Source organism: Dyadobacter sp. CY326 (genome assembly GCF_021390515.1).
In the GTDB taxonomy this organism is placed as follows: Bacteria; Bacteroidota; Bacteroidia; order Cytophagales; family Spirosomataceae; genus Dyadobacter.
The window spans coordinates 156,506-176,788 of record NZ_JAJUXI010000007.1; the positions used below are offsets into that span (position 1 = coordinate 156,506).

Consider the following 20,283-nt stretch of genomic DNA (forward strand, 5'->3'; position numbering starts at 1 on the left):
GTATTTTTATAGACGTGTTGTAAGCTTCCCTAAAAACAGAGTGGTGATGAATTAGACACATTTTTTAATTTAATCTGCTATGAAGCGAAACACATTCACAGAAACTCAGATCGTCAAAATCCTCAAAGACTTGGATTCTGGCAAACAGGCAAATGACGTCGCTCGGGAAAATGGCGTTTCCGAGGCTACATTGTACAATTGGCGCAAGAAGTACAGCGGCATGGGGGCTTCGGAACTTTCTGAATTGAAGGCACTCAAGGAGGAGAACCGCCGTCTGAAACACATGTATGCGGAATTAGCTCTTGATCACAGACTTGCAAAAGAGATCATCGAAAAAAAGCTTTAAGGCCTGCTCAGATGCGGCTAATTGCTTCCGATACTTCTCAGGAAGCGGGATTTAGCATTGAGCGGGCATGTAGAATTTTGCAGTTGAGCACGGGTGTTTTTTATTACAAAACGGTCAAGAACGACCTGCCTGTTATAGACATGCTTAATGAGCTGGCAGAAGAACATCCGACCCGAGGTTTCGATTGGTATTACGGCAATTTGCGGAATAGAGGCCTGCCTTGGAATCGCAAACGAGTGCTTCGAATCTATCGAAGTATGGATCTCAAATTAAGGCGTAAGCGAAAAAGGCGCATTATGAAAAGACCGAAACAGCCTTTAATTGAGGCGAAGACTTTGAATGAAACCTGGAGCATGGATTTTGTCAGTGATGCTCTTAGCTCGGGCAAAAGTGTACGAACATTAATAGTCATGGATGATGCCAGCAGAGAGGCGCCTGCAGCACATGCGGACTATTCCATTTGTGCTGGTAACGTGATACAAGTTTTGCAGCAGTTAGAGCTAGAACGAGGGTTGCCATTATTAATAAGAACTGACAATGGCCCGGAGTTCATCAGCAAGAAACTGGCTAAATGGTTCGAAGAAAAGCAGATTGAGCAAAAATTCATCCAGCCGGGAAAGCCACTGCAGAATGGTTACAAAGAAAGATTAAACAGAACCTACCGCGAAGACGTCTTGGATGCACACTTTTTTGATTCTCTGGAACAGCTGCGCATTTTGTCAGACAAATGGCTTGACAATTACAACAGTAAGCACCCGCACAGGTCAATGAAGGGACTAACGCCAAATCAGAAGCACATACTATTGAAAGAAAATGCCGTGAAAAAAGAAGAATTAACTGTTACAATCAACAACCAAGTCTACCTCGCCACCCCTCTAAAAATGGGAAGCTTACAGTGTTTCTACATTATTGCCTGCATCTAGCAACCTCTTACCTTCAAGTAAAATGCTCTTTGATTACAATTCATCTAATGACGACTGAAATTGGTGATGTTTATTCACTCGTTGATGAGTCCAGATAGCTTTGGAAGGCTGAGAGTCAATAGAAGGTGGGCGCTCTAGCGAGATTGGCGTCTTGACACAAGGAAAGTGCTTGTAGAAATATTGCAAAAGTAAATGAAACCGCTATTTACTGGACAATAGGCAATTGGCCTAAGCTGACCCCAATTTTTAATCCCATGAGGGTTAGCAGTTGTAAATTTGTTAGGCCTAGCATTATATCAATATTACACAAGCCCATTTACCATAGATAACTACCAACTCAACTAATTCCCGCCAAGCATGAATGGCCTTGAGAACTTTACTCAGCAATGTTTAACAACATTTTATAAACAATTGGTAACCTAAGATCGTTGTGAAAAAACTCAGCTATTACTCACCGATGAATCATCTGGAACCAAATGACAATCCATCTTAATGACTTCGATTTCTTTTAAAAAAATAATAATAGAATCTGCTACTGCTCTGGCTAATGGAACAGGAACTCCATTTCCTATCATCTTAAATTTTTTGGTTAGATTCCCTTTGGTTTCCAAAATGTAAGAGTCAGGCAACCCCTGAATTCTTAGGGACTCCCTAACAGAAATCCTTCTGTGCTCCACTGGGTGTACATGAACCTCATTATTTCCATAACATGCCGTTGGACTATATTTATTTCTGTGCAATCTTTTGAAAGATGGCCTATAAGTATCACCCTCTAAAATACTCCCTACCTTTTCAAAACTCTTGAAGTTAAAGTATTCTTGCCCGTTGGGTATCTCGTTCATCTTAATCCCTTCAATCAAGATGGAACTAACGCATAATTTTTTTGGAGGATCCTCCATTAACATAGCAAGATCAGTTTTCTTGAATTCCGGCTCGCCCCAATTATACATTTTTTCCGCTCGCGGAAAAAGTGGTTTAGGCCAGGTAAATGACACATTTGAACCTTGACGCTTCGACATGAGTGATCTTCTAATTCCAAAGATGAAGAGGCGCTCTCTAAATTGAGGTGAACCAAAGTGAAGTGAATTTAATTTACTCATACTGATAAAATAATCCTCTTCAAATAATTCCAAAATCTCTTTGAATGCTTCTTTTGTTTTTTTCAACATTACCAACCCGGGAACATTCTCCATTAGAAAAAATGTTGGCTGTAAATCCATAATTTTCTCATAAAAGTGATATGTCAAGGTGCCGCGCAATCCATCAAATCCAGTCTTATGACCCCTTATAGAGAAATCTTGGCAAGGAGGACCACCAATTATCCCAAATGGACGCTTCATATTTATCGGCAGGGATTCCTTTGGAATGCCTGCAATATCACCAACAATTGTAATTTTTCTATTTTTACCTGACCAACTAGACATTCCCTCGCTATAAAATTTAGCAAAGTCCTGATCAAGCTCATTTGAAAAAACTGTTTCAAAGCCGGCCATCTCAAAACCCATGTCAAGAAATCCACCACCCGAAAAAAAAGAAAGTAAAGGCAAATTATATGGCTGAATAATTTCCGGCATTTTACATTATAATAGATTCTAACGTATCCCTTTCTACAATTTCAACAGGTAATATGTTGAAAACGGCCCTATAATTTTGAAAGCGTTCCCCTTCCTTCGTTCTCCAAACTGCTATTAAATCTTCCATTTCATTCAATCCTTCGTATCCGGGAGCCAATATACCCCGAAATATTCTATCAAATCCTTTGAACCCCTTAGAAAACAGAAGAATTGGTGGATAACTTTTTCTTAAATAAAAACTATGAAAAATAGACCTAAGCACTTGATTTCCAATTGTATCATGTATTTCTTTTCCTGGTGATTTGTTGTCGCCAAAATAGATGACTTTGTCAGATGTTAGTTCGTCAGGCCAGTCTCTATCATTTAACGTTGTATATAGTACAACCAATCTAGGAGTGGCAACAGTTCCTATAAAACGGATACCGGCTTGATTACCGACGGGCAACAGTTTCGAAATAGGTTCACTAGACAAATTAGAGGCAATTCCTCCCTCATATGTCGCTCCTTTAATTAAATCTGACGTTTTAAGAAAATTAAAAGGTATTACTTTACTCATATATAATTGTCTTTTTTGATGCCGAGAAAAGGAAATCTGCCTTTTCCTTTTTTACATTGAAGATACTTATTTGTTTTCCTTTTCTTTTGTTAAACTCGTCATATTCTTCCCTTGGAAAGCTTGTGATCGTAATTGGGATGTCTTTGTTATGCAGAAGCACTGTGACATTTCCATTCAAATACCTAACTACGCTTGTTATTACTCCAATAACATCCTGAAACGAGTAGTCAGCTTTCAGATGCTCTAAATAAAACGAACATCCCGGTCTGTATAAACAGCATCCGCACTTTTTTGGCGAAGGATCAGCTGAGAAAGTTTTTGTTTCAATACATTCATTTGTCAACCGAAGTAATTCTATCGCCTCCTCATAAACCGTTGTGCATTCTTGAGCTGTAAATTCAACCGAAAACTTCTGTTTTGTTAAATCAGCTAATACCAGTTGATTAGGCCATTGTCCACTCTGCTCATAATATAAGTATGCATAAAGCTTCATCTGATGTTTATATTCACTTTTAATATCGAAAACCAGCGCGCCTGTATTATCTGCTACCTCCTCTGTAATTCTACCTGTTTTAAAGTCAGTAATCTGGACATGTCCAGCCTCTTCCGTAATTAAATCAACTTTACCAGCAATTTTTTTGTTGTCTGATTCGAGCCATCGTTCAGTAAAAGCCGTCATTTTCTTGTTAGAATTATTAGGTATTTGGGAAGTGCTTTTCAAATGTTTTAGCAGCAGAATTTTTTTTATTCCCAAGTTTAAAACATTATTTCTCAACGGAACAAAGAATGCATACCCATCTTTAATTAATCTCTCTTCCTCAAATATTATATGCTCATCAAATGCCTTGTCAAAATCGATTTTGTTTTTGATTATACCGTTAATAGTCATTTCTAATACTTTATGCAGCACTGTGCCAAGATAGGCGTTAGGAGAGGCCGGTAGTAGAGGTTTCTTTTCAAAAGCTTCGGCCAGCACCATTTTATAGGCACAATTCCTCATGGAGTAAAATTGACTTGGTGAAATCCTGCTAATTTTTCTGTAAGAAACTTCTTTGACTTTCTTGATCATCTAGCAATTAGTTTTTCATAACACCATCCTGGCCTCCGGTGAAGATTAAATGTATCCATAATGCTCACCTTTCCATTTCTTGATGCAGCATACTTATCAATTTTCGATTTAACCTCGGCAAGCCAATTCGTTTCTCTAACGTTGTTCAAGTCCCAAAATGGGTGTGCGATCATTATAACATGCTTCTTATTTTGTCCAAAAAAATAGATTACAGGCAGACCATCAATCTCGTTTTTCTCTGCCGCAGGATTGCTTGAAAAGAAAGATTCAAAGAAAGAGTCACGTAACGATGTTGCAAATGCTAGCCAATCTCTTATCTCTATAAACTTGTGAAATTCCCCATCAGCGCCGCACAAATAATTGGGATCATTCATTATTCGCATCATTGACACCCCCAATCTCCAATCAAGAAGACTATGATAGCTCATATTTCGAAAAACCTTCAAGCAGTCATAACAGGCATCCTTGCAGTTATTGAGGTGCTCGTCACCGTGAATTTTCCCCAAATAGCTCTTAAGCTCTGATGGCATAACTGTTTCCCCAAGAATGGCCCCAAAATTGTTGAAAAGATGTCTCACAAATCCTGAACCATTCGGCAATTCATCTGTTAAAATTATTTCTGCAACGTCCCTATCTGTTCCATCATCGAGCTTTTTAATCGTTATGTCAGCAATCTCAATCTCGGCCGGATCGACATCAAGCCTGTCCGCCAATACTCGTTGCAATAAAAAAGCTGCAGAATAATATGCGGACCGAACACCACTAGCTTTCGCTTTGTTATAGGGGAGATCTGTCGTTTTAGAAAACATATTCAAATCGAGCTCACGAGCAACACTGGCGGGCGCCACTCTGAAAATTTCAGTTTTCTTGGTACTTGCCAAAGCTATCTGTTCATCTTGCGAAGTATCTCTACGTATATCGTTTGAATAACCGTAACCGTTGGAATTAGCTGCTAAATCGCTTGAGAGCCATTGATCGTTAAACCAGTATCCGCTAGAATCGAAAGGAAATCTATTATTTGTACTGTATAATCTCCCGGTAAAGTATAAATCAGCGTTCGTATTAATCCTCCATGTGACGTCTTTGTCACTTAAAGTCAAAGCAGAATTGTTGTAGATTTGATGTTGGTCCGGATTAAAAGGATCTGTTTGTTTCTCCGCAAAAATGGGAGGTCTTGAAAGTACGAGCTCTAAATCATCTTTTGAATCATCACCGGCTGACAAATTTGTACGATAAGCCCTTGGTGATTTCAATTTGACTGGCTTCTGATATTTGTCTGGACCTTTCTCACCGCAGTGGGGACAATCATCTAATGCATTTTGACTTTCAAGTTCCATTTTGGAAGCTTCTGAATAGGTCTCAAAAAAACCGCACGACCTACAGCGAACGAACCATCTATTGAGCGAAAATGGTGAGTTATTGCTTGTCGGCGCATTTGTTACTTTGTCTATGTGGCCGGTTTTTTTTGTAATAAAATTACTTGTAAAGCCGATAACTGTATGAATAGCTTTGTCTTTTGTTTTCTGTGCACCTGGGGCGAACTCATAAATGGCCATGGACTGTTGCCTATTGATAGATAGTGGCTCTAGTTTTTTATTAATACCGTGGTATAAGTTCTTAACTGTTGTGGGCATTCCAAACATTGGGAGTATTCCACCCTCTGCCAGCTTTTCTGAAATATCCAAGGAAGATATCTCTTCATTATTAATCACTGCATGTGCTTTTTCAATAAGCCCGTTCTGATCTGTCGTATCGCATACCCAATTTATAAATTCGGCTTTCTGTACTAATAAGGCAGGCGTAATTAGCGCCTCAACTGCTACTTCAACCGATTGCCTATTTGAAATAATCCAGTCTTCTATTTGTATTTTATAAGCTGCCCAGTTGCTAACCGCCCCAAACTCGCCATGGACACTAGGCTTATCTTCATCATTGTTCACATTAATTTGTATGCTACTAAAAGCAATACGTAAAATTTCTTTCGCAAGTAAGCGCTTGAATATCCTTTCCTGCCCCATTGTCAGAAATGGAGTGGGAGGAGCATCCCCCGTAATCTTGTGCGGATTTGAAAAGAAAAACTCATCATGGCTTCTACCACGGCAGAAAGTGAGAACAGTTGAATAAGCTTGGCCTCTTCGCCCCGCGCGTCCCACTCTTTGCTGGTAATTAAATCGCTGTGGCGGCATATTGGCAAGCATTACAGCTTGTAATGCCCCAATGTCAACTCCAACCTCTAGGGTTGTTGTCACGCTTAACACGTCGATAGTCTTTACTTGCTTATTACCTTCGTCAGGCAAGATTATATTCCTAAAATGCCGTTGACGCTCGAACTGGTTGTCAGTTTGCCCGGTCAATTCTTCACAGTGCAGCCGTATTGGTTCTCGGTTTTCTTTTAGTGCATTGTAGGATAAATAATTTTTCCCCCAAATGTCGTCACAGATAATGTTAGCCGGCATGTTAAGTGCTGCCAGCGATAGAGTGCAAATACCTCCACTTAAATGCAAATGTGGCCGTTTGCCTCTTGGGCTAGTCCATACGGTTTCGGTCCCTTCCGAAACTTTTATAAACAGTTCCTCTATTATAATTCCTTTCGACCCACTTAAAATACCACTGTCAAATAGTGTATTAAATACTGCTATCCCTAAGTCCCTTGGATTTTTAGATAATTTATCAGCCACAGCCGTTATGTACCGTTTAAGGTGCCTTGGAAACCGATTAAAATCAGTAAAATTGAAGGGATCGGCTTCATCGTTTTTGTTGTGTTTATACTTATCTCCTAAAATCCTAATTGATGAATTAATTATTTGTAAGAATTGAGATTTCCCCAAATGTACAGTTGCTGCTTGCCTGCTAATTATTTCTAGATCAGGATTAATGCATACGTATCCCAATGCGGATGACTCAAATGAATAAAACAAGGAGCCGAAGAAAATTGTAGCCAAATTAGTAAATGCTCCATCTTTCAAGTCTCTAATAAACGTTGGATCGGCACCTGCTGTCCATTGGTACCCCGACGCAGACTCTACTAAATCGTACCAAGACACAAACTGCCCACTTAGTAGTCGTGTTTGAATATTGATATCGTTTCCTCCGGGATTTACTCCAAGACCCACCAGGTGCTTTATAAGAGGTGCCAAGTTTACTGAATTTGTAATGTCGACAAGCTCTCTAACGCTGAAAATCTTCTGCCTAATTTTTTCAAGCTGTTGATTTGCGTTTGATCGCTGTATTAAAATAAGTGGATTATTTCCTGGCAGTTGCGATAGTTGAATAAGCCCTTCAACTTCAAGAAACTCATCCTTATTCGTATTTTTAAATTTCTCAACTTTTTCGGTCTCGTTCGCATCAATCGCGGTAACTATTTTATACTTTGTTAGCACCTTTTTGTGCAATTCATCTATTAGAATTTCCCTTGCTAGATCAGTGAAGTGATTCCTTTCAATTCCATTCGCTACCTGCGCGGCGTCTTCACGACTGTCTGAAAAAACTACTAGTTTTCGTTGTGTTTCACTTGCAGGCAACTGGTAGACAAGTTCCTTCGCAAACATTTGGGTGGTCTTGGCAAAACCAGTTCTAAATCCCCTAATGGAAGAAGTCTTCCTTTTATCTGACGCCTGCCTGTGCTTTTGATGATTTATTCCGCAGCAAGGGCAAACGTTAGGCAAAGCCCTATGAGTTTCGGTAGTGTCAATATCGCCCATCGCATTGGGGCGGGCAATGTCTACAAGCGCTCCATCTTTGTCACCGCGGATCATAAAATAATATCCCTTTATCCAGTCCCGTGGAGCCACTTCTGCCTTTTCAAACGATGTATCGAGATCACCTGAAATCCGGTTTAGAGACGCTTCCACCCACTGAGCTTCGAAATTATTTTGATCAAAACCATTGACAGTAGTCTGTCTCCAGAAACTGTTCTGATTAATTGGAGGTTCACATAGTGCCGGATCGTAGGTTTGTTTACCGAGTGGCCAAAAGAGAGCATATTCTTGATAACTTCTCTTTTCAACAAGTTTAGCAGGCGTTTTCTCCGGAATACCTTCTATATTTGGGCTTATTGGAAGCAACTCAAATGTCCCGCTTTCCGATACTAATCGACTGCCGCCAAACATGGTCGTACCACAGTTATCACAGTATAGTAATTCCAAAATTCTATTACCAGCTTCCGAATTTATTTTAGTCGTTGAGTAAAGTTTTCCAGCAGTTCTCTCATCATCTGCATAATCACTGTGAATATCATCTGCCTTAACCGACGCCCACATCCCCTCGATATTACGGAAGAAATAGTGAAATCTAAAACGGGGCAATTTCCGCTCCTCAGGAATATATATATTACTAAATTGCGATTCATCAAATAACGCTCTTGTAATTAGCAAACCCCTTAATGCATTTTGCAAATCCAGTTTTGAAGAAGTGTCTCCAAATAGAGTTTCTGCAAAATACTTTGTGTCTTCTAGATCACCTTTTGTTCTTATAGAACAAACAGCTTTATAACTGATTTGGCCTCCTACTGAAAAAGCGCACGCATCATATAGCCGCTCCTTTATTTTTAACGATGGATCGGCAATAACACTCAAAAGCCTTTCAATATTGCTTCCCGTGCCCACTATATTAAATTGGCTTGCTAGCATGCCTGCTGAGTGTTCGCATGCAGCAATAAAATCAGTATTCGTGATTTCACCTGACGCTAGGTCATAAGCTCTTGCCAATTCTTTGAATGCACTTACCGGCAACTTTTCCTCATTTTCTGAAAGAGCTTGAATCTTAATATTATGGCCTTGAATGATTTTAAAAGGCTTTATGGTACTATCGATTCCGAAGAAATCATCTAAAAATTTTTTACTTGCCCCGTCCTCTGGTTCAAGTGAGGCACTTGATGCCAGAATCCTTACTTGCGGATGATTTGGTGCCAATCCCAGACGATTAAGCACAAGTTTAAGCAGATAGGCCACTTCGGTCCCTTGTGTTCCCCTATAGAGATGCAGTTCATCAATTATTAAATGGAAAATCCTATCTTTCTTTGCTGCCAGCCTTTCTGATTCTTGTACATCCGTTGCGTCAAGCCATCTTTTTGTTTGTTCAAATATCCCAGAATCAATTGACCGCATCAACATGATACTTAACATAGAATAGTTCGTTATCAAAATATCCGGAGGAGTGATCTGCATATCAAATCGGGATCGCATTTCAGCGCCATCAAGGCGTTGGAAAAATGAGATCAAGTCCTTTGCATCAGCACCTTCAAGATTGTTTTCCCTAACATATTTTCTAACTTTGCTAGCATCGATATCAATTTGGGCTAGTTGATCCTTTAGAAGGTTAACTTTCTTTGCGTTAATAGAATCCGGCCTAGCTTCGTTTTTCTTCCTTAATTCACCAGGAATCGGTGAACTTCCGTTATACCTTCCAAAAAAAATAGCATTACCCCGGGCTTTTTTATTTAGCCAAATCCGCGTCTCATCTGAATCAAGAGCTTTCCTTAACCTACTCATCTGATCTTCAACTAAGGCATTCATCGGATAGAGGACTAGAGCTCTGACGCCGGAGGGCCTTGTTTCGTGTTTCCGTTGCTGCACTGCATCGCTTAAAGTAAAGTTGCTAGTGTTAACGATTTGGCCAGGTGTCAAACCACCATCTGCTACTGGCTTCCACCACGTATCTACAGTTGCTGGTTTATTGTTAGCAGACGACCAACCTGTCAACTCCTTTGATAGTTGTGCGAAAAGGGGAAGTAGAAATGACTCTGTTTTTCCTGAGCCTGTGCCAGAAGTGATAATACAATTGTTACCGGCTAATGCCTCTCTTAACATTTCCGCTTGATGCTCATGAAGCTTAGCACCGGTTGGAAACAAACCTTTCTCAACAAGCGCCTTGAATGTTTCTGCTTGGACATCAGTCAGAGCGTTTCCTAGGTCATGAAGGGATAGATCAGATATTTTTTTTCCACTGGATACATATTCGGACATTGGCTCTATCCATGGTTTTCGGTATAGAACTTTATCATAGTTGAGTAAGGCGTATCGTTCTTTTTCTAGACCTGGAAACTTTGTTCCAAATGCAGTTTCAACATACCGAATAAAATTCTTCTTTATTGTTTCAAATGAGCCAATTGGATCTCTCATATACTAAAAATTAACTATGGTGGTCTGTTGAGATAGCTTTTGAAAAAGGTTTTGAATTATGATACTCGGAATGTTTTCGTAAATCCTATAAGGCATATTATTAATTCGCCTATACTCCGGTGCATATCCACTTAACAGCATGATGGATTCCGCTAGTAACCTTGGCAATGGTAGACCAACCGGAATTGCTACTCTTTCATTATCTTTATTATACAGGATGGCATTCTTTTGATGATGTTTTAATACGAGGTATCTGCCCCAATTTTTATCGACGCTGTAGCATTTATCATCCACCCAAAGACGATGGTGGAATTCCCATGGCGTTAAGCGATATTCATAAAGAGAGTATTTTTTTTCGAAATTATCAAATTGGAACTTTTCTAATGAAAAAGTATTTTCATTAAATATATATCTGGCCCAATCATCATAAGTTACTGACGATTCCTTAGAAGACAATAGGTCTTTCTCGTAGTCCATAATGCTCGCGGAGAAGTGTTGTAAGCTCAATTGTACCAATATTTCCGGATTAAACGGGATATTCATTTTCGTCGCAAATGCTATTAAGTCCTTTTCTCCAAAATTCTTGGATACGCCTCCGAAGGCCCTTATTGTAATTACATCAGGTAACATCAGGTCCTCGTTTGACTTCAAATGTTGGGTGATTTCTACTTGTAAGTTGTAAGCCGCAGCAGCATCTACAATTTTTTTGATAAGAAACCTATCCCGCCCACCAATAAATAGAACTTTCCTTCCTTTACTTGATGGTATAAGTATAAATCGTGGAGGATTCATTACTATTGCTCTTGTTTCATAATCATAGTCAAGAAATCCAAGATAGTCAAGATATGTTAAAGCTGTTCTTTTCAACCTTGAGTAGTTGAAATTTTCTTCACGAATCTTATGTGCGTAGTATTTTGTATATAGAAATTCGAATGCATAATTAAAATCTCTAACTGTTGTGACCTTCTTCAGCGAAAGGTAAGAAATCAGAATATTGCCAGCTGTGTGATTATATTCAGCATGCAAAACGTTATCAGAGTAATCTTCCTTTATCCCCCGAAATAAATGAACATACGGTTGCTGCCTAAGCTGCGAAACGCCAATGGTGTTACTTCCAACTGAATATGGGCCATTCTCCACTGTTTTGATAAGGCCGAATGAATCCCTTATTGGAAGTATACTATCATCTAGCAACATTGCTGATTCATCTGATGACACGATCTTATAGGTGATACTATCCCCATCAGATGGATTTTCGTCTACCTTTATATTAAAATCAGCATATAGCGATATCTCTTTAGGAAGAACCCAGCGGTTAAAGCTATTCATTTTCCTTTCCAGTAAATACTTTTCACTACTATTATTATATTGTATGTAAACCTTCTCGGTACTGTCAGAATTCAGAACTTGAACTTCCGGCATGAAATCATCAGTTAATGTACGGAAATTCACCGCTAAGGCATCAACAACTTCAATTCGCTTCTCCTTTATAAATGTTAATTCCGGAACGTTATCCAATCCCTTGTTAGGATCTAGAATTTTAAACAGGGAATAGCCCGCTGGAACTCCCTCAAAGTCACTTTGATCCTCAAACTTTGAGCAATATTCACTAATCCAAGAGTAAATCTTTTCCCTGGTTGAATTTCTGAACATTAGGTACATCCAGTTTGCTTTAATCAGGTTATCAGTCTCAAGCCAATAGCTTGAACTTAATTGAAATGTCCCTGCCCCGACAAAAAGATAGATATCCTTATCTAAAAACTTTGCTACCCACTTATTAAAGTTATCCCTTAACTGAAACGATGACTTAAATGGAAGATAAATTGTTTTCGAGAAATTGTTTGTTTCTGATTTGATTAATAATCCATTGAACGTTAGATCCTCAGGAAAGTCATTTATAGACCTTATACGAAATGAGAGCTTTACTCGTCCTTCATTATCGAAGGGTTGCATTTGTAAATATATTCTTGACGTTACGTCGTTACGTTTAGGCACTAATCCATCTGTCGTATGAGATTCACCTGTCCACTTTGTATACTCTCTTCTTACCGTTTCAATAATAGATCTTCCCAATTCATCATTTTCATCTTTCCTTATTGAGTCGAGCGTATTGTTAGATAGTCCCAGGATTGATGAGCCATTTTGTAGGATAAACCTCTTTAATTCAGCATTGGAATAATTCGAATCAGGTATCATTCCTGAATGCAAGAACAGTTCTGGAAGACGCCTTATTGATTTTGGAGGAAAGATGCATTGAGAAAATATTTTCCCTACGTAGATCCATTTAGTATTTGTAAATGGTATAACCAAAAACATACCTAGGTCACCTTTTTTTTTCCCATTCGCCCAATCACTCAGGTCACCCCATAATAGATTGAATTGATTATTTCGAAAATCGGAAGTTCCAATTTTTTCTTTTATTTGATTGGTAGCTAGGAAGTCATTTAATCGATCGTAGTAGTTAATTGCATTGTAAGATCCTTCAATCTTTGTTGTTAATGGTAGAATAAGAAATACCAAATAAGTGATGTACAGGGGATAGCTGATTTCGTCATTATTAATTTTTAACAAAAAACGTTTATTATAAGTGTATCTTGACTTTTCAATAATATTCCCAGCAGATCCATGCAACCCACATTTAATTGCTTTGATGAAGTCTACCCAAATCGCATCGTCTGCCGAATCTTGGAAGTGCTGTTTGGCTAAATGAATAATGTCCCCTTTTGTTAAATAAAGGTAGACACTTTTACCTGCATTTGAGGTGTTGAAGAAATAGCTAGATATGACATTATTCCATTGTATGTAATTCATTTTCAAGTCTTTCCATTATGTAATTAATGAATTTAGAGTCAGGGTTGTAAAGTAGGAAAGCAAGTTATACAAAAATCAGATAAAATTAGATTGTAGGCAATAAAGTGTAGTGGTTGGCCATTGAATGAAAGCCACGATAGTTAATCCATTAATGTGAGGTTGCGTATGCTGAAAATAATCTTGGCATCCATTTACTGTTAATTGCATGGGATCAAAAGTTTCATTGGTAAGACTCTATCAAATCTGAGTAACTCTGACGGCACAGCATTTCAATCAACAATTAAGCATCCGAAGCCCTTTAAGTTTCATTTGAAACGGTGTATCTTGTCGTTAATGATTGAGTAAACATCGAGCCCCTCTTCGAATTCTGATCTATTGCTGTTATTTGAATGTTTTCCACCAACTAGAACCCTATGAGCTTCTCCATCTCCTTTTTTTCGACTGTCACTACGCCAGGTGCCTTCAGACATGATACCTCTCCATTCTTATTTTCAATGTTGAAATAAAGTGAATAAGCACAGACATAGGTATATTTTCAATGTTGATGACGAATAAGATACAGAGAAGTTATGAAAATCTATTGCATTGTGGCTAAGCGATCGCAGGCAATCCTATGTGATACCTAAAAATGTCTTTCCAATACCAACTACGCTCGAAAAACTTGAAGGTGACATTCCTACCTCAGAACACTATGGATATCTGTTTTGCTCCACTATCCTGGATCAAGATGTACATTTACCAAGCGCGATGTTGATGGTGATCCTGTCGTGCATTTGAATATTTCCTACCTTGGAGTTTTGGCCAGAAATTAGCCAAGAGAAGAGCCATATGATAAATAGCAGGCCCGTTAACTCATTTGTTCGAGATGCCGGAAGTGTCTATTTCGGAGATATGGGGGCAGGCGTTTCGGAGCATATAGGGCCAAGCGTTCCGGGAATCATTGGGCCACTTTCCACGTGCAATAATAGTAATTTGCCTTTAACTACTCAACTGTTTTTTCTTCCGTAAAGAGTCCCCTTCAAGCTCAATACGGTGGGAAGAGAAAACAATTCGATCTAGAATCGCGTCAGCAATAGTATTCTCCCCAATCAGTCCATGCCATTTAGATACCGGTATCTGGGTTGCAATGATCGTTGAAGATTTATCGTACCGTTCTTCAATCACATCGAGCAGGACATTTCTGGCCGGTTGATCAATAGATACCAGTCCAAAATCATCAAGGATTAAAAGCTCCGCTCTCTGTATACGTTTGATCAGTTTATGATAGGTGCCTTTCGAGTTTAGCCAGCTTTGCAATGTCAAAAAATCTGGCGGTATTGTAGTAGGTGGTTTTATTGAGGAGTTGGCAGGCTTTGATCCCGAGACATTGAGCGAGAAAACTTTTACCGGACCCAGTAGGCCCGGTGATGATCAGGTTTTCCTTTCTACTAATAAAGTTTAGGCTAAGCAGCCGCTCAAAGGTAGTTTTATCAAGGTTCCTGGTAGCCTGGTAATCGATATCCGACGCGGCAGCGTCTTGCTTAAAACCGGCCCTGAGGATCAGACTTTCGATATTTCGGCTTTGTCTGCTTTCCCATTCTGTGTCCACTAGAAGGGACAGGAAGTCATCCAGGGAATAATCCTGGTACAGATGTTCGTTGACGCAGCGATGATAGAGCGTGGCCATCGCGTTCATCCGCATTCGGCGCATTTTTTCCAGGGTGTTGTGTTCGTTCATAATTGTTTTGGTTTATAAAATTCACTGAGGTCATCATAGCCCGGAATACTACTTGTAATGGCTTCCGCCGCGGATATTGTTATGTTCCGGAATAGTCAGTTCTGGCTGTTGATTGAGCTCTTCCATGTCCAGGTTGTTTTTAAGGATGTTTTCAATCGTATGATAAGACGCCTTATGGTACAGCAGTGCACGCTTGCAAGCATTTTCCAAACGTGAGCGGTCATACTGTTTAAGGAAAGCCAGGATGCCCTGCGCCTGCTTATAGGCGACTTCGGGATAGCTGTACTGACCTAATAACTTCCTGATATATTCCAAAGTACAGCTGCCGACTTGTCGGGCACGGTCTTCAAAATGCTGCGGTGACCATTGCTGGTAAGCACGGTGTGTAGAAGGCATGTGGTCAGGCCACAGTGGTGTAATGGCCTGGCCTGTAACTTCTTTTATGCAGGGCAATACGGTCGTGGTTATAAAAGATCTCCACATGGTTGTGGTTATACTGGACTTCGACAGACAGGCCGGTAAAGCGGTATGGGACACTATAATAGTTGTGGTCTTCGCTCAGGAAGATATGTGCAGTACGTTGGACTTTGGCCCTTCTATAATGGCGGATGCTGTAAGGGCCGGCAGGTAAAGCCTGGAGATATTCTTTTTCAAGGTCCACGAAGTGGCTCCGTTTGGTGCCGCCCCCATGAGAGAATAAATAGTCATTATATTCATCCAGAAGGCCTTTAATGGACTTATTAAGTTCATCCAGACTAAAGAATGTGAACTTGCTTAAAGGGTAGAAGATCCGCTGGTATACAAGTTCGACGCTGCGCTCTACAAGCGCCTTATCTTGGGGATGATGCGGACGAGCCGGGTCGACAACACATCCATAGTGCAACGCAAAATCAGTAAGCGACCTGTTAATTACCGGGGCATATTTACTGCCTTTGCTGACAGCAGCTTTCAGATTATCCGATACGATAGCCTGTGGCACGCCACCAATCCATTACAGACAGGATTCCAGGCAAAGAATGAGGTCCTCCCGTTTTTGTGAAGCAACAGCTTTTACAAAAGTATACTGGCTGCACGGCAGGACACCTACAAACACCTCTACTTCAATCTGCTCTCCGGTAGTTTTATTGATGTAGGACAATCTTTTGCCACAGAAGTCTATGAAAAGCTTTTCTCCGGCCTTATGATCCAGCTTACCGCTATGATTATTTAAGGAGCGCCATCGGCGATAATGAAAAGTAAACTGGGTGTATTTGTAACCCTGTGGGTTCTGTTGCAGGTATTCTTTCCAAAGTGCCTGAAGAGTACACCCTGGCTTGCGCAGCTGCTTTTCGAAGTAAGAAAAACGTGCAGCAAGTAGTTCATAACGTTGTTTTTCCGTCTGTGGCTCTTCGGTAAACAGATCGCGCAGATCAGGTTCTGTAAGGTTAATAAGCTCGTCAAAACCAAGATTCAGAGCTGAAAAACGGCTGGTATAATTATCAACGGTCTTACGGTTAATCTTTAACAGGTCCGCCACTTTCCTGTTACTTAACCCCTTTAATTTTAATGCAATCAAGCTTCGTATTTCCATGATATTGATCCTTTGTCCGGCCATGTCGCTGAGGTTTAATTCAGAAACAAGGCTATGATAAATCATGGAAAGTGGCCCAATGACTTCCGTTTCTCAGAAGTTCGATTGCCGGTATTGACAGATCAGGATCGGATTAAAGCAGATTTTGGCCCAATGACCTCCGTTTCAGAAGTTCTGACCAATTCTCACTCGAAGGACTTGGCCCAATGACTTCCGAAACTAAAATCGCTATTGGCCCAGTTACCTCCGTTTTCCAACCTAAGTCAGCAAGCTTAACCCGACGAAAACTTGGCCCAACGACCTCCGAAAATGATCCTGAATTTTGGCCCGTTGATTTCCGTTATGACTGGCCCATGATACTCCGAAATGACTGGCCCAGTGAAGTCCGTTTTAGACAGGAAGTTGGGCATCACAAACAGCGAGTTGTCTTCGGAAAGCTTTGGGTTATATGTGAAATCGACGCAACAATTAGCAGCAGTTTGAATGGTAGAGCAGTCCAATGCTCTTTTAGCAAAGGTTGAGTGAAGGTTTCGATTGGTTAAGATAATCACCTCTCGGGGACGGTGTACAATCCTTACCAGATAGTCAATGGCCATAAAATTGCTATTGAGAATCGCAATGTGGACATGGATGAGCATGATCAGCGCCATGATAATGTCCAAAGTTGGCTTACGAAAACCCTAAGAAAGTCTACCCGCCGTCACTATTCCTTTCCGTCAAATGTTGGAACCTAGGCAGCGCATGGATCGGACTCACGCTGAGATTTGCCGACTAAACTAACATATCGAAACTTTTCATGACGATTTACTTTTTAACTAATTTTACCACCTCTACGAATTTGGCAAAAATATCCATGTCCTGATCGACTTGTTTTTGCAGCTCTAGGACCTCTGTTGTTTGATCTTTTGACATTTTATTTGACTCCCCGCCTTTGGATAGAACCTCTACCGTTAGCTTGACCATCTCCAGGTTGTCCTTATTGTCCAAGATGTATTTGATCATATTGAAATCGTCCTGTCGCTTTCGCTTTACTGCCTCATAGTACCGATACTCTTCAAGCATAATTCGGTACTGTTTTAAAAAAAAGAAAGCAATAAATTCAATAAAGAATAGTGCCCCAAACCGTGGGAGGTAATCTACAAGTCTTTTCCAAACATCCGTTTCTCTGCTAGACGGAAAAAAGGGTGAATAGAAGATTGCTGCTCCACCAAAGGCTATGAGGCAACCAACGAGTAGATATACCCCAGACCTAGAAAATATTCGTTCGGCAATTTGAATGCTCTCTTTTATTCCCATCAAATGAGTATACTTATAATCTCGATCCTCGAGAGTTCGTCCATCTTCACTTAAAACGTATTTGCTTTGCACCGGGACGGCTGGTAGATCTAGGTTATCATATTTCGAAAATTTTTTTCGAAGTGCTTCGAATGGAAATAATCCAAAAATCAGCCGATACAATAATGGAAAGAGGGTGATTCCCACCGAAAGTGTGAAACAGAGATATTTCAACTGATTTAAAAGTGCCTTTTCCTGAGTCATTGTCGAGGACTTTACTATCGTTCGAAAGGATTTGGCAAAATCAATCTCTTTTAAGTAGATGTAGGTCAACGGCAGTACCGCAAATATTACCCACACCGAGAATTCTAGTAGTAGATAGTTCTGTTTGAGTCTCCGCTCCTTGTCGATGTAAACATTTTTACTGGTACCTTGTAGAGGATCAGAGGTTGATTCGCTCATCTTTAAGAGAGTTTTGTTTTTTGGAGAATCAAATATAAGTGTGGACTGCCTTATTACAAGATTCTTATTTTTTTGGATCAGCTTGGAGTTTTTTTCTTGGGTTCAGTATCCTAATTTAATAAGCAAAGCGAGTTACCGAATAGGTTACCGACTGCCTTGATCTGAATCGAATCAGAATAAAATTTATCTTTGAATGCATAGAAAAAATGACTTTTTAAACGAAAAAAGCGCCCTTTGTGGCGCTTTGGGTTATCTTGCTGAAATCAAAACTCAGGATTTTAATAAAAATTACTTTCGTAAAATCTCTTTCAACCTAGCCATGTCATCACTTATCTTCCGATCAACAATCTTAGCATACTGCTGAGTAGTCTTAATATTTCGATGCCCCAGCATTTTGGACACACTTTCAATCGGAACTCCATTGGTCAAAGTCACGGTAGTCGCGAACGTGTGCCGTGCCAAGTGAAATGTGATATTCTTCTTGATCCCACACAAGTCCGCAATCTCTTTTAAATATGCATTCATCTTTTGATTGGAAAGTACTGGCAGCACCCGGTTCTCATTTTCGCATTGAGGATGATCTTCGTACTTTTCCATAATCTCCAGTGCCATCGGCAGAATAGGTATGCGAGATGGAGTATCAGTCTTCTGCCGCTTTGTTGTGATCCATTTGCCTCCATCAATACCCTCTGCGATTTCGGTTCGCTTTAGCTTGTAAATATCTGCATAGGCAAGCCCTGTGTAGCAGCAAAACAAAAAGATGTCCTTGACAATAGCAAGGCGACCATCACCCATATCTTTCTCCCATACTTTCTTCAACTCGGCTTCAGTCAATGCCTGCCGATCGACCTCTCGCTTCGAAAATTTGAAAGCATAGAATGGATCACGTTGCAGCCACCCTCGTTTAACACATAGAAGCACGATCTTTTTGAAGTTGGCCATATACTTCATCGTAGTATTGTGGCTGATCTTTTTAACTGCTTTCAGCCAGAATTCGTACTGTGATATGAATTCGTAGTCAAGTTTCTTGATTTCGATATCGTCTGCCTGATATTTCCATTTAATGAAATCACGAGTGTGTTTAAGGCAAGTCTCGTACCGCTCCAAGGTGCCTGGCGCAAAATCGGCACCGATTAAAGCAGCGATTTGATCATTGTGCTCCCGAAAAATGGGTAAGATAGTCTTGCCGCTTTCCGTTCTGCCTAAAAGAATATTCTTGATAGCTTCTGAGGTTACCTCTTTATTTGCCTCGATTAACGATCGCTTTGCCTCGTAAATCTTGGATGTCAGAGTATCGAGGTAGGCATTCAATGTTTTAGTGTCCTCCTTATTCCCGGTCGCCCGCCCTGCACCTACGCTCCACTTGGACGGATGCCAGATACGTTTTGTGGAGATGTCTTTTGGAATGCCGTTAACAGTGACACGGCAGTACACATAGCGCATTCCATCTGCTAATTCTGGATTGGGTCTTTTCAAAAAGAAAATCAACCCGAAGCTTGTTTCTAACATAGTACATAATGTTTAAGATGAACAAAAATCGAATTGTTACCATTGAAACGCAAGATGTTTACCCCGTAAACATCTTGCTAACCAGCTAGTTAAGTGCCTAATCGTGGAAGTTTTTCTGGAGTTGTCTTACTTCCACGAATCGCTACATTTTTATTGGGGATTTTTGAATATTTTGGTGTAGCCCAAAAAAGCAAAAACCCCGTTTAAACGCTTTAAACGGGGTTTTGAATGTTTTGACATCATGTCCTGCAGAGAGAGAGGGATTCGAACCCCCGGACCTGTAACAGTCAACGGTTTTCAAGACCGTCGCAATCGACCACTCTGCCATCTCTCTAAATCATTTCGCCGTGTG

Annotated in this window: 15 protein-coding genes and 1 tRNA gene; 2 read left to right on the forward strand and 14 right to left on the reverse strand. The window is 40.1% G+C overall.

Translation table 11 applies throughout. The annotated features are described in order from the left end of the window. Positions 1-79: 79 nt before the first annotated feature. Both LZG73_RS15365 and LZG73_RS15370 read left to right on the forward strand, forming a co-directional pair. Entirely contained in the window at positions 80-346 is a 267-nt protein-coding gene (locus LZG73_RS15365; protein WP_233851463.1) for a transposase, read from the forward strand. A gap of 11 nt (positions 347-357) precedes the next feature. After that, positions 358-1,269 (forward strand): IS3 family transposase, encoded by a 912-nt coding sequence (locus tag LZG73_RS15370; RefSeq protein WP_233851465.1) that lies wholly within the window; start codon positions 358-360, stop codon positions 1,267-1,269. Positions 1,270-1,709: 440 nt separating this feature from the next. On the opposite strand, the gene LZG73_RS15375 is transcribed toward LZG73_RS15370, so the two are convergent. The 14 genes from LZG73_RS15375 to LZG73_RS15435 form a co-directional block, all read right to left on the reverse strand. Then, a complete protein-coding gene (locus tag LZG73_RS15375) occupies positions 1,710-2,843 on the reverse strand; it encodes a DNA cytosine methyltransferase (protein ID WP_233851467.1) in 1,134 nt (377 codons plus the stop codon). Between the two features lies 1 nt (position 2,844). After that, positions 2,845-3,399, reverse strand: coding sequence for a hypothetical protein (locus tag LZG73_RS15380; RefSeq protein WP_233851469.1), 555 nt, complete (start codon positions 3,397-3,399; stop codon positions 2,845-2,847). Further along, positions 3,392-4,468 (reverse strand): PD-(D/E)XK nuclease family protein, encoded by a 1,077-nt coding sequence (locus LZG73_RS15385; RefSeq protein WP_233851472.1) that lies wholly within the window; start codon positions 4,466-4,468, stop codon positions 3,392-3,394. The genes LZG73_RS15380 and LZG73_RS15385 overlap by 8 nt, the downstream gene beginning before the upstream one ends. Then, positions 4,465-10,587: a DEAD/DEAH box helicase gene (locus LZG73_RS15390; protein WP_233851481.1), complete on the reverse strand. Its 6,123-nt coding sequence runs from the start codon at positions 10,585-10,587 to the stop codon at positions 4,465-4,467. Before LZG73_RS15390 ends, LZG73_RS15385 begins: the two co-directional genes overlap by 4 nt. Positions 10,588-10,590: 3 nt before the next feature. Then, a complete protein-coding gene (locus LZG73_RS15395) occupies positions 10,591-13,398 on the reverse strand; it encodes a hypothetical protein (RefSeq protein WP_233851483.1) in 2,808 nt (935 codons plus the stop codon). A 978-nt stretch (positions 13,399-14,376) separates the two neighbouring features. Beyond that, the gene (locus LZG73_RS25685; protein WP_409014341.1) at positions 14,377-14,700 is read right to left on the reverse strand and encodes an ATP-binding protein; all 324 of its coding nucleotides are present in this window, start codon (positions 14,698-14,700) and stop codon (positions 14,377-14,379) included. Further along, positions 14,657-15,115, reverse strand: a complete 459-nt coding sequence (locus LZG73_RS15400; protein WP_233851485.1) for an ATP-binding protein — start codon at positions 15,113-15,115, stop codon at positions 14,657-14,659. The genes LZG73_RS25685 and LZG73_RS15400 overlap by 44 nt, the downstream gene beginning before the upstream one ends. A 48-nt stretch (positions 15,116-15,163) precedes the next feature. Further along, positions 15,164-15,511 carry a hypothetical protein gene (locus tag LZG73_RS15405; RefSeq protein WP_233851487.1) on the reverse strand — a complete coding sequence of 116 codons (348 nt, stop codon included), beginning with the start codon at positions 15,509-15,511 and terminating at the stop codon, positions 15,164-15,166. A gap of 4 nt (positions 15,512-15,515) precedes the next feature. Beyond that, entirely contained in the window at positions 15,516-16,094 is a 579-nt protein-coding gene (locus LZG73_RS15410; protein WP_233851489.1) for a Mu transposase domain-containing protein, read from the reverse strand. A 12-nt stretch (positions 16,095-16,106) separates the two neighbouring features. Continuing rightward, a complete protein-coding gene (locus tag LZG73_RS15415) occupies positions 16,107-16,709 on the reverse strand; it encodes a hypothetical protein (protein WP_233851491.1) in 603 nt (200 codons plus the stop codon). Between the two features lie 248 nt (positions 16,710-16,957). Continuing rightward, positions 16,958-17,347: a hypothetical protein gene (locus LZG73_RS15420; protein ID WP_233851493.1), complete on the reverse strand. Its 390-nt coding sequence runs from the start codon at positions 17,345-17,347 to the stop codon at positions 16,958-16,960. A gap of 142 nt (positions 17,348-17,489) precedes the next feature. Continuing rightward, positions 17,490-18,422: a hypothetical protein gene (locus LZG73_RS15425; protein WP_233851495.1), complete on the reverse strand. Its 933-nt coding sequence runs from the start codon at positions 18,420-18,422 to the stop codon at positions 17,490-17,492. Positions 18,423-18,710: 288 nt separating this feature from the next. Then, positions 18,711-19,931 (reverse strand): site-specific integrase, encoded by a 1,221-nt coding sequence (locus tag LZG73_RS15430; RefSeq protein WP_233851497.1) that lies wholly within the window; start codon positions 19,929-19,931, stop codon positions 18,711-18,713. 249 nt (positions 19,932-20,180) lie between these two features. After that, positions 20,181-20,265: transfer RNA gene (locus LZG73_RS15435), tRNA-Ser, on the reverse strand. Between the last annotated feature and the right edge of the window lie 18 nt (positions 20,266-20,283).

Bases quoted from the DNA above. Each gene is read 5' to 3' on its own strand.
- LZG73_RS15405 (WP_233851487.1), bottom strand. From the start codon at position 15,511: ATGCCTTCTACACACCGTGCTTACCAGCAATGGTCACCGCAGCATTTT.
- LZG73_RS15415 (WP_233851491.1), bottom strand. From the start codon at position 16,709: ATGGCCGGACAAAGGATCAATATCATGGAAATACGAAGCTTGATTGCA.
- LZG73_RS15380 (WP_233851469.1), bottom strand. From the start codon at position 3,399: ATGAGTAAAGTAATACCTTTTAATTTTCTTAAAACGTCAGATTTAATT.
- LZG73_RS15385 (WP_233851472.1), bottom strand. From the start codon at position 4,468: ATGATCAAGAAAGTCAAAGAAGTTTCTTACAGAAAAATTAGCAGGATT.
- LZG73_RS15395 (WP_233851483.1), bottom strand. From the start codon at position 13,398: ATGAATTACATACAATGGAATAATGTCATATCTAGCTATTTCTTCAAC.
- LZG73_RS15365 (WP_233851463.1), top strand. From the start codon at position 80: ATGAAGCGAAACACATTCACAGAAACTCAGATCGTCAAAATCCTCAAA.
- LZG73_RS15430 (WP_233851497.1), bottom strand. From the start codon at position 19,931: ATGTTAGAAACAAGCTTCGGGTTGATTTTCTTTTTGAAAAGACCCAAT.
- LZG73_RS15390 (WP_233851481.1), bottom strand. From the start codon at position 10,587: ATGAGAGATCCAATTGGCTCATTTGAAACAATAAAGAAGAATTTTATT.
- LZG73_RS15375 (WP_233851467.1), bottom strand. From the start codon at position 2,843: ATGCCGGAAATTATTCAGCCATATAATTTGCCTTTACTTTCTTTTTTT.
- LZG73_RS15370 (WP_233851465.1), top strand. From the start codon at position 358: ATGCGGCTAATTGCTTCCGATACTTCTCAGGAAGCGGGATTTAGCATT.
- LZG73_RS15425 (WP_233851495.1), bottom strand. From the start codon at position 18,422: ATGAGCGAATCAACCTCTGATCCTCTACAAGGTACCAGTAAAAATGTT.
- LZG73_RS15400 (WP_233851485.1), bottom strand. From the start codon at position 15,115: ATGAACGAACACAACACCCTGGAAAAAATGCGCCGAATGCGGATGAAC.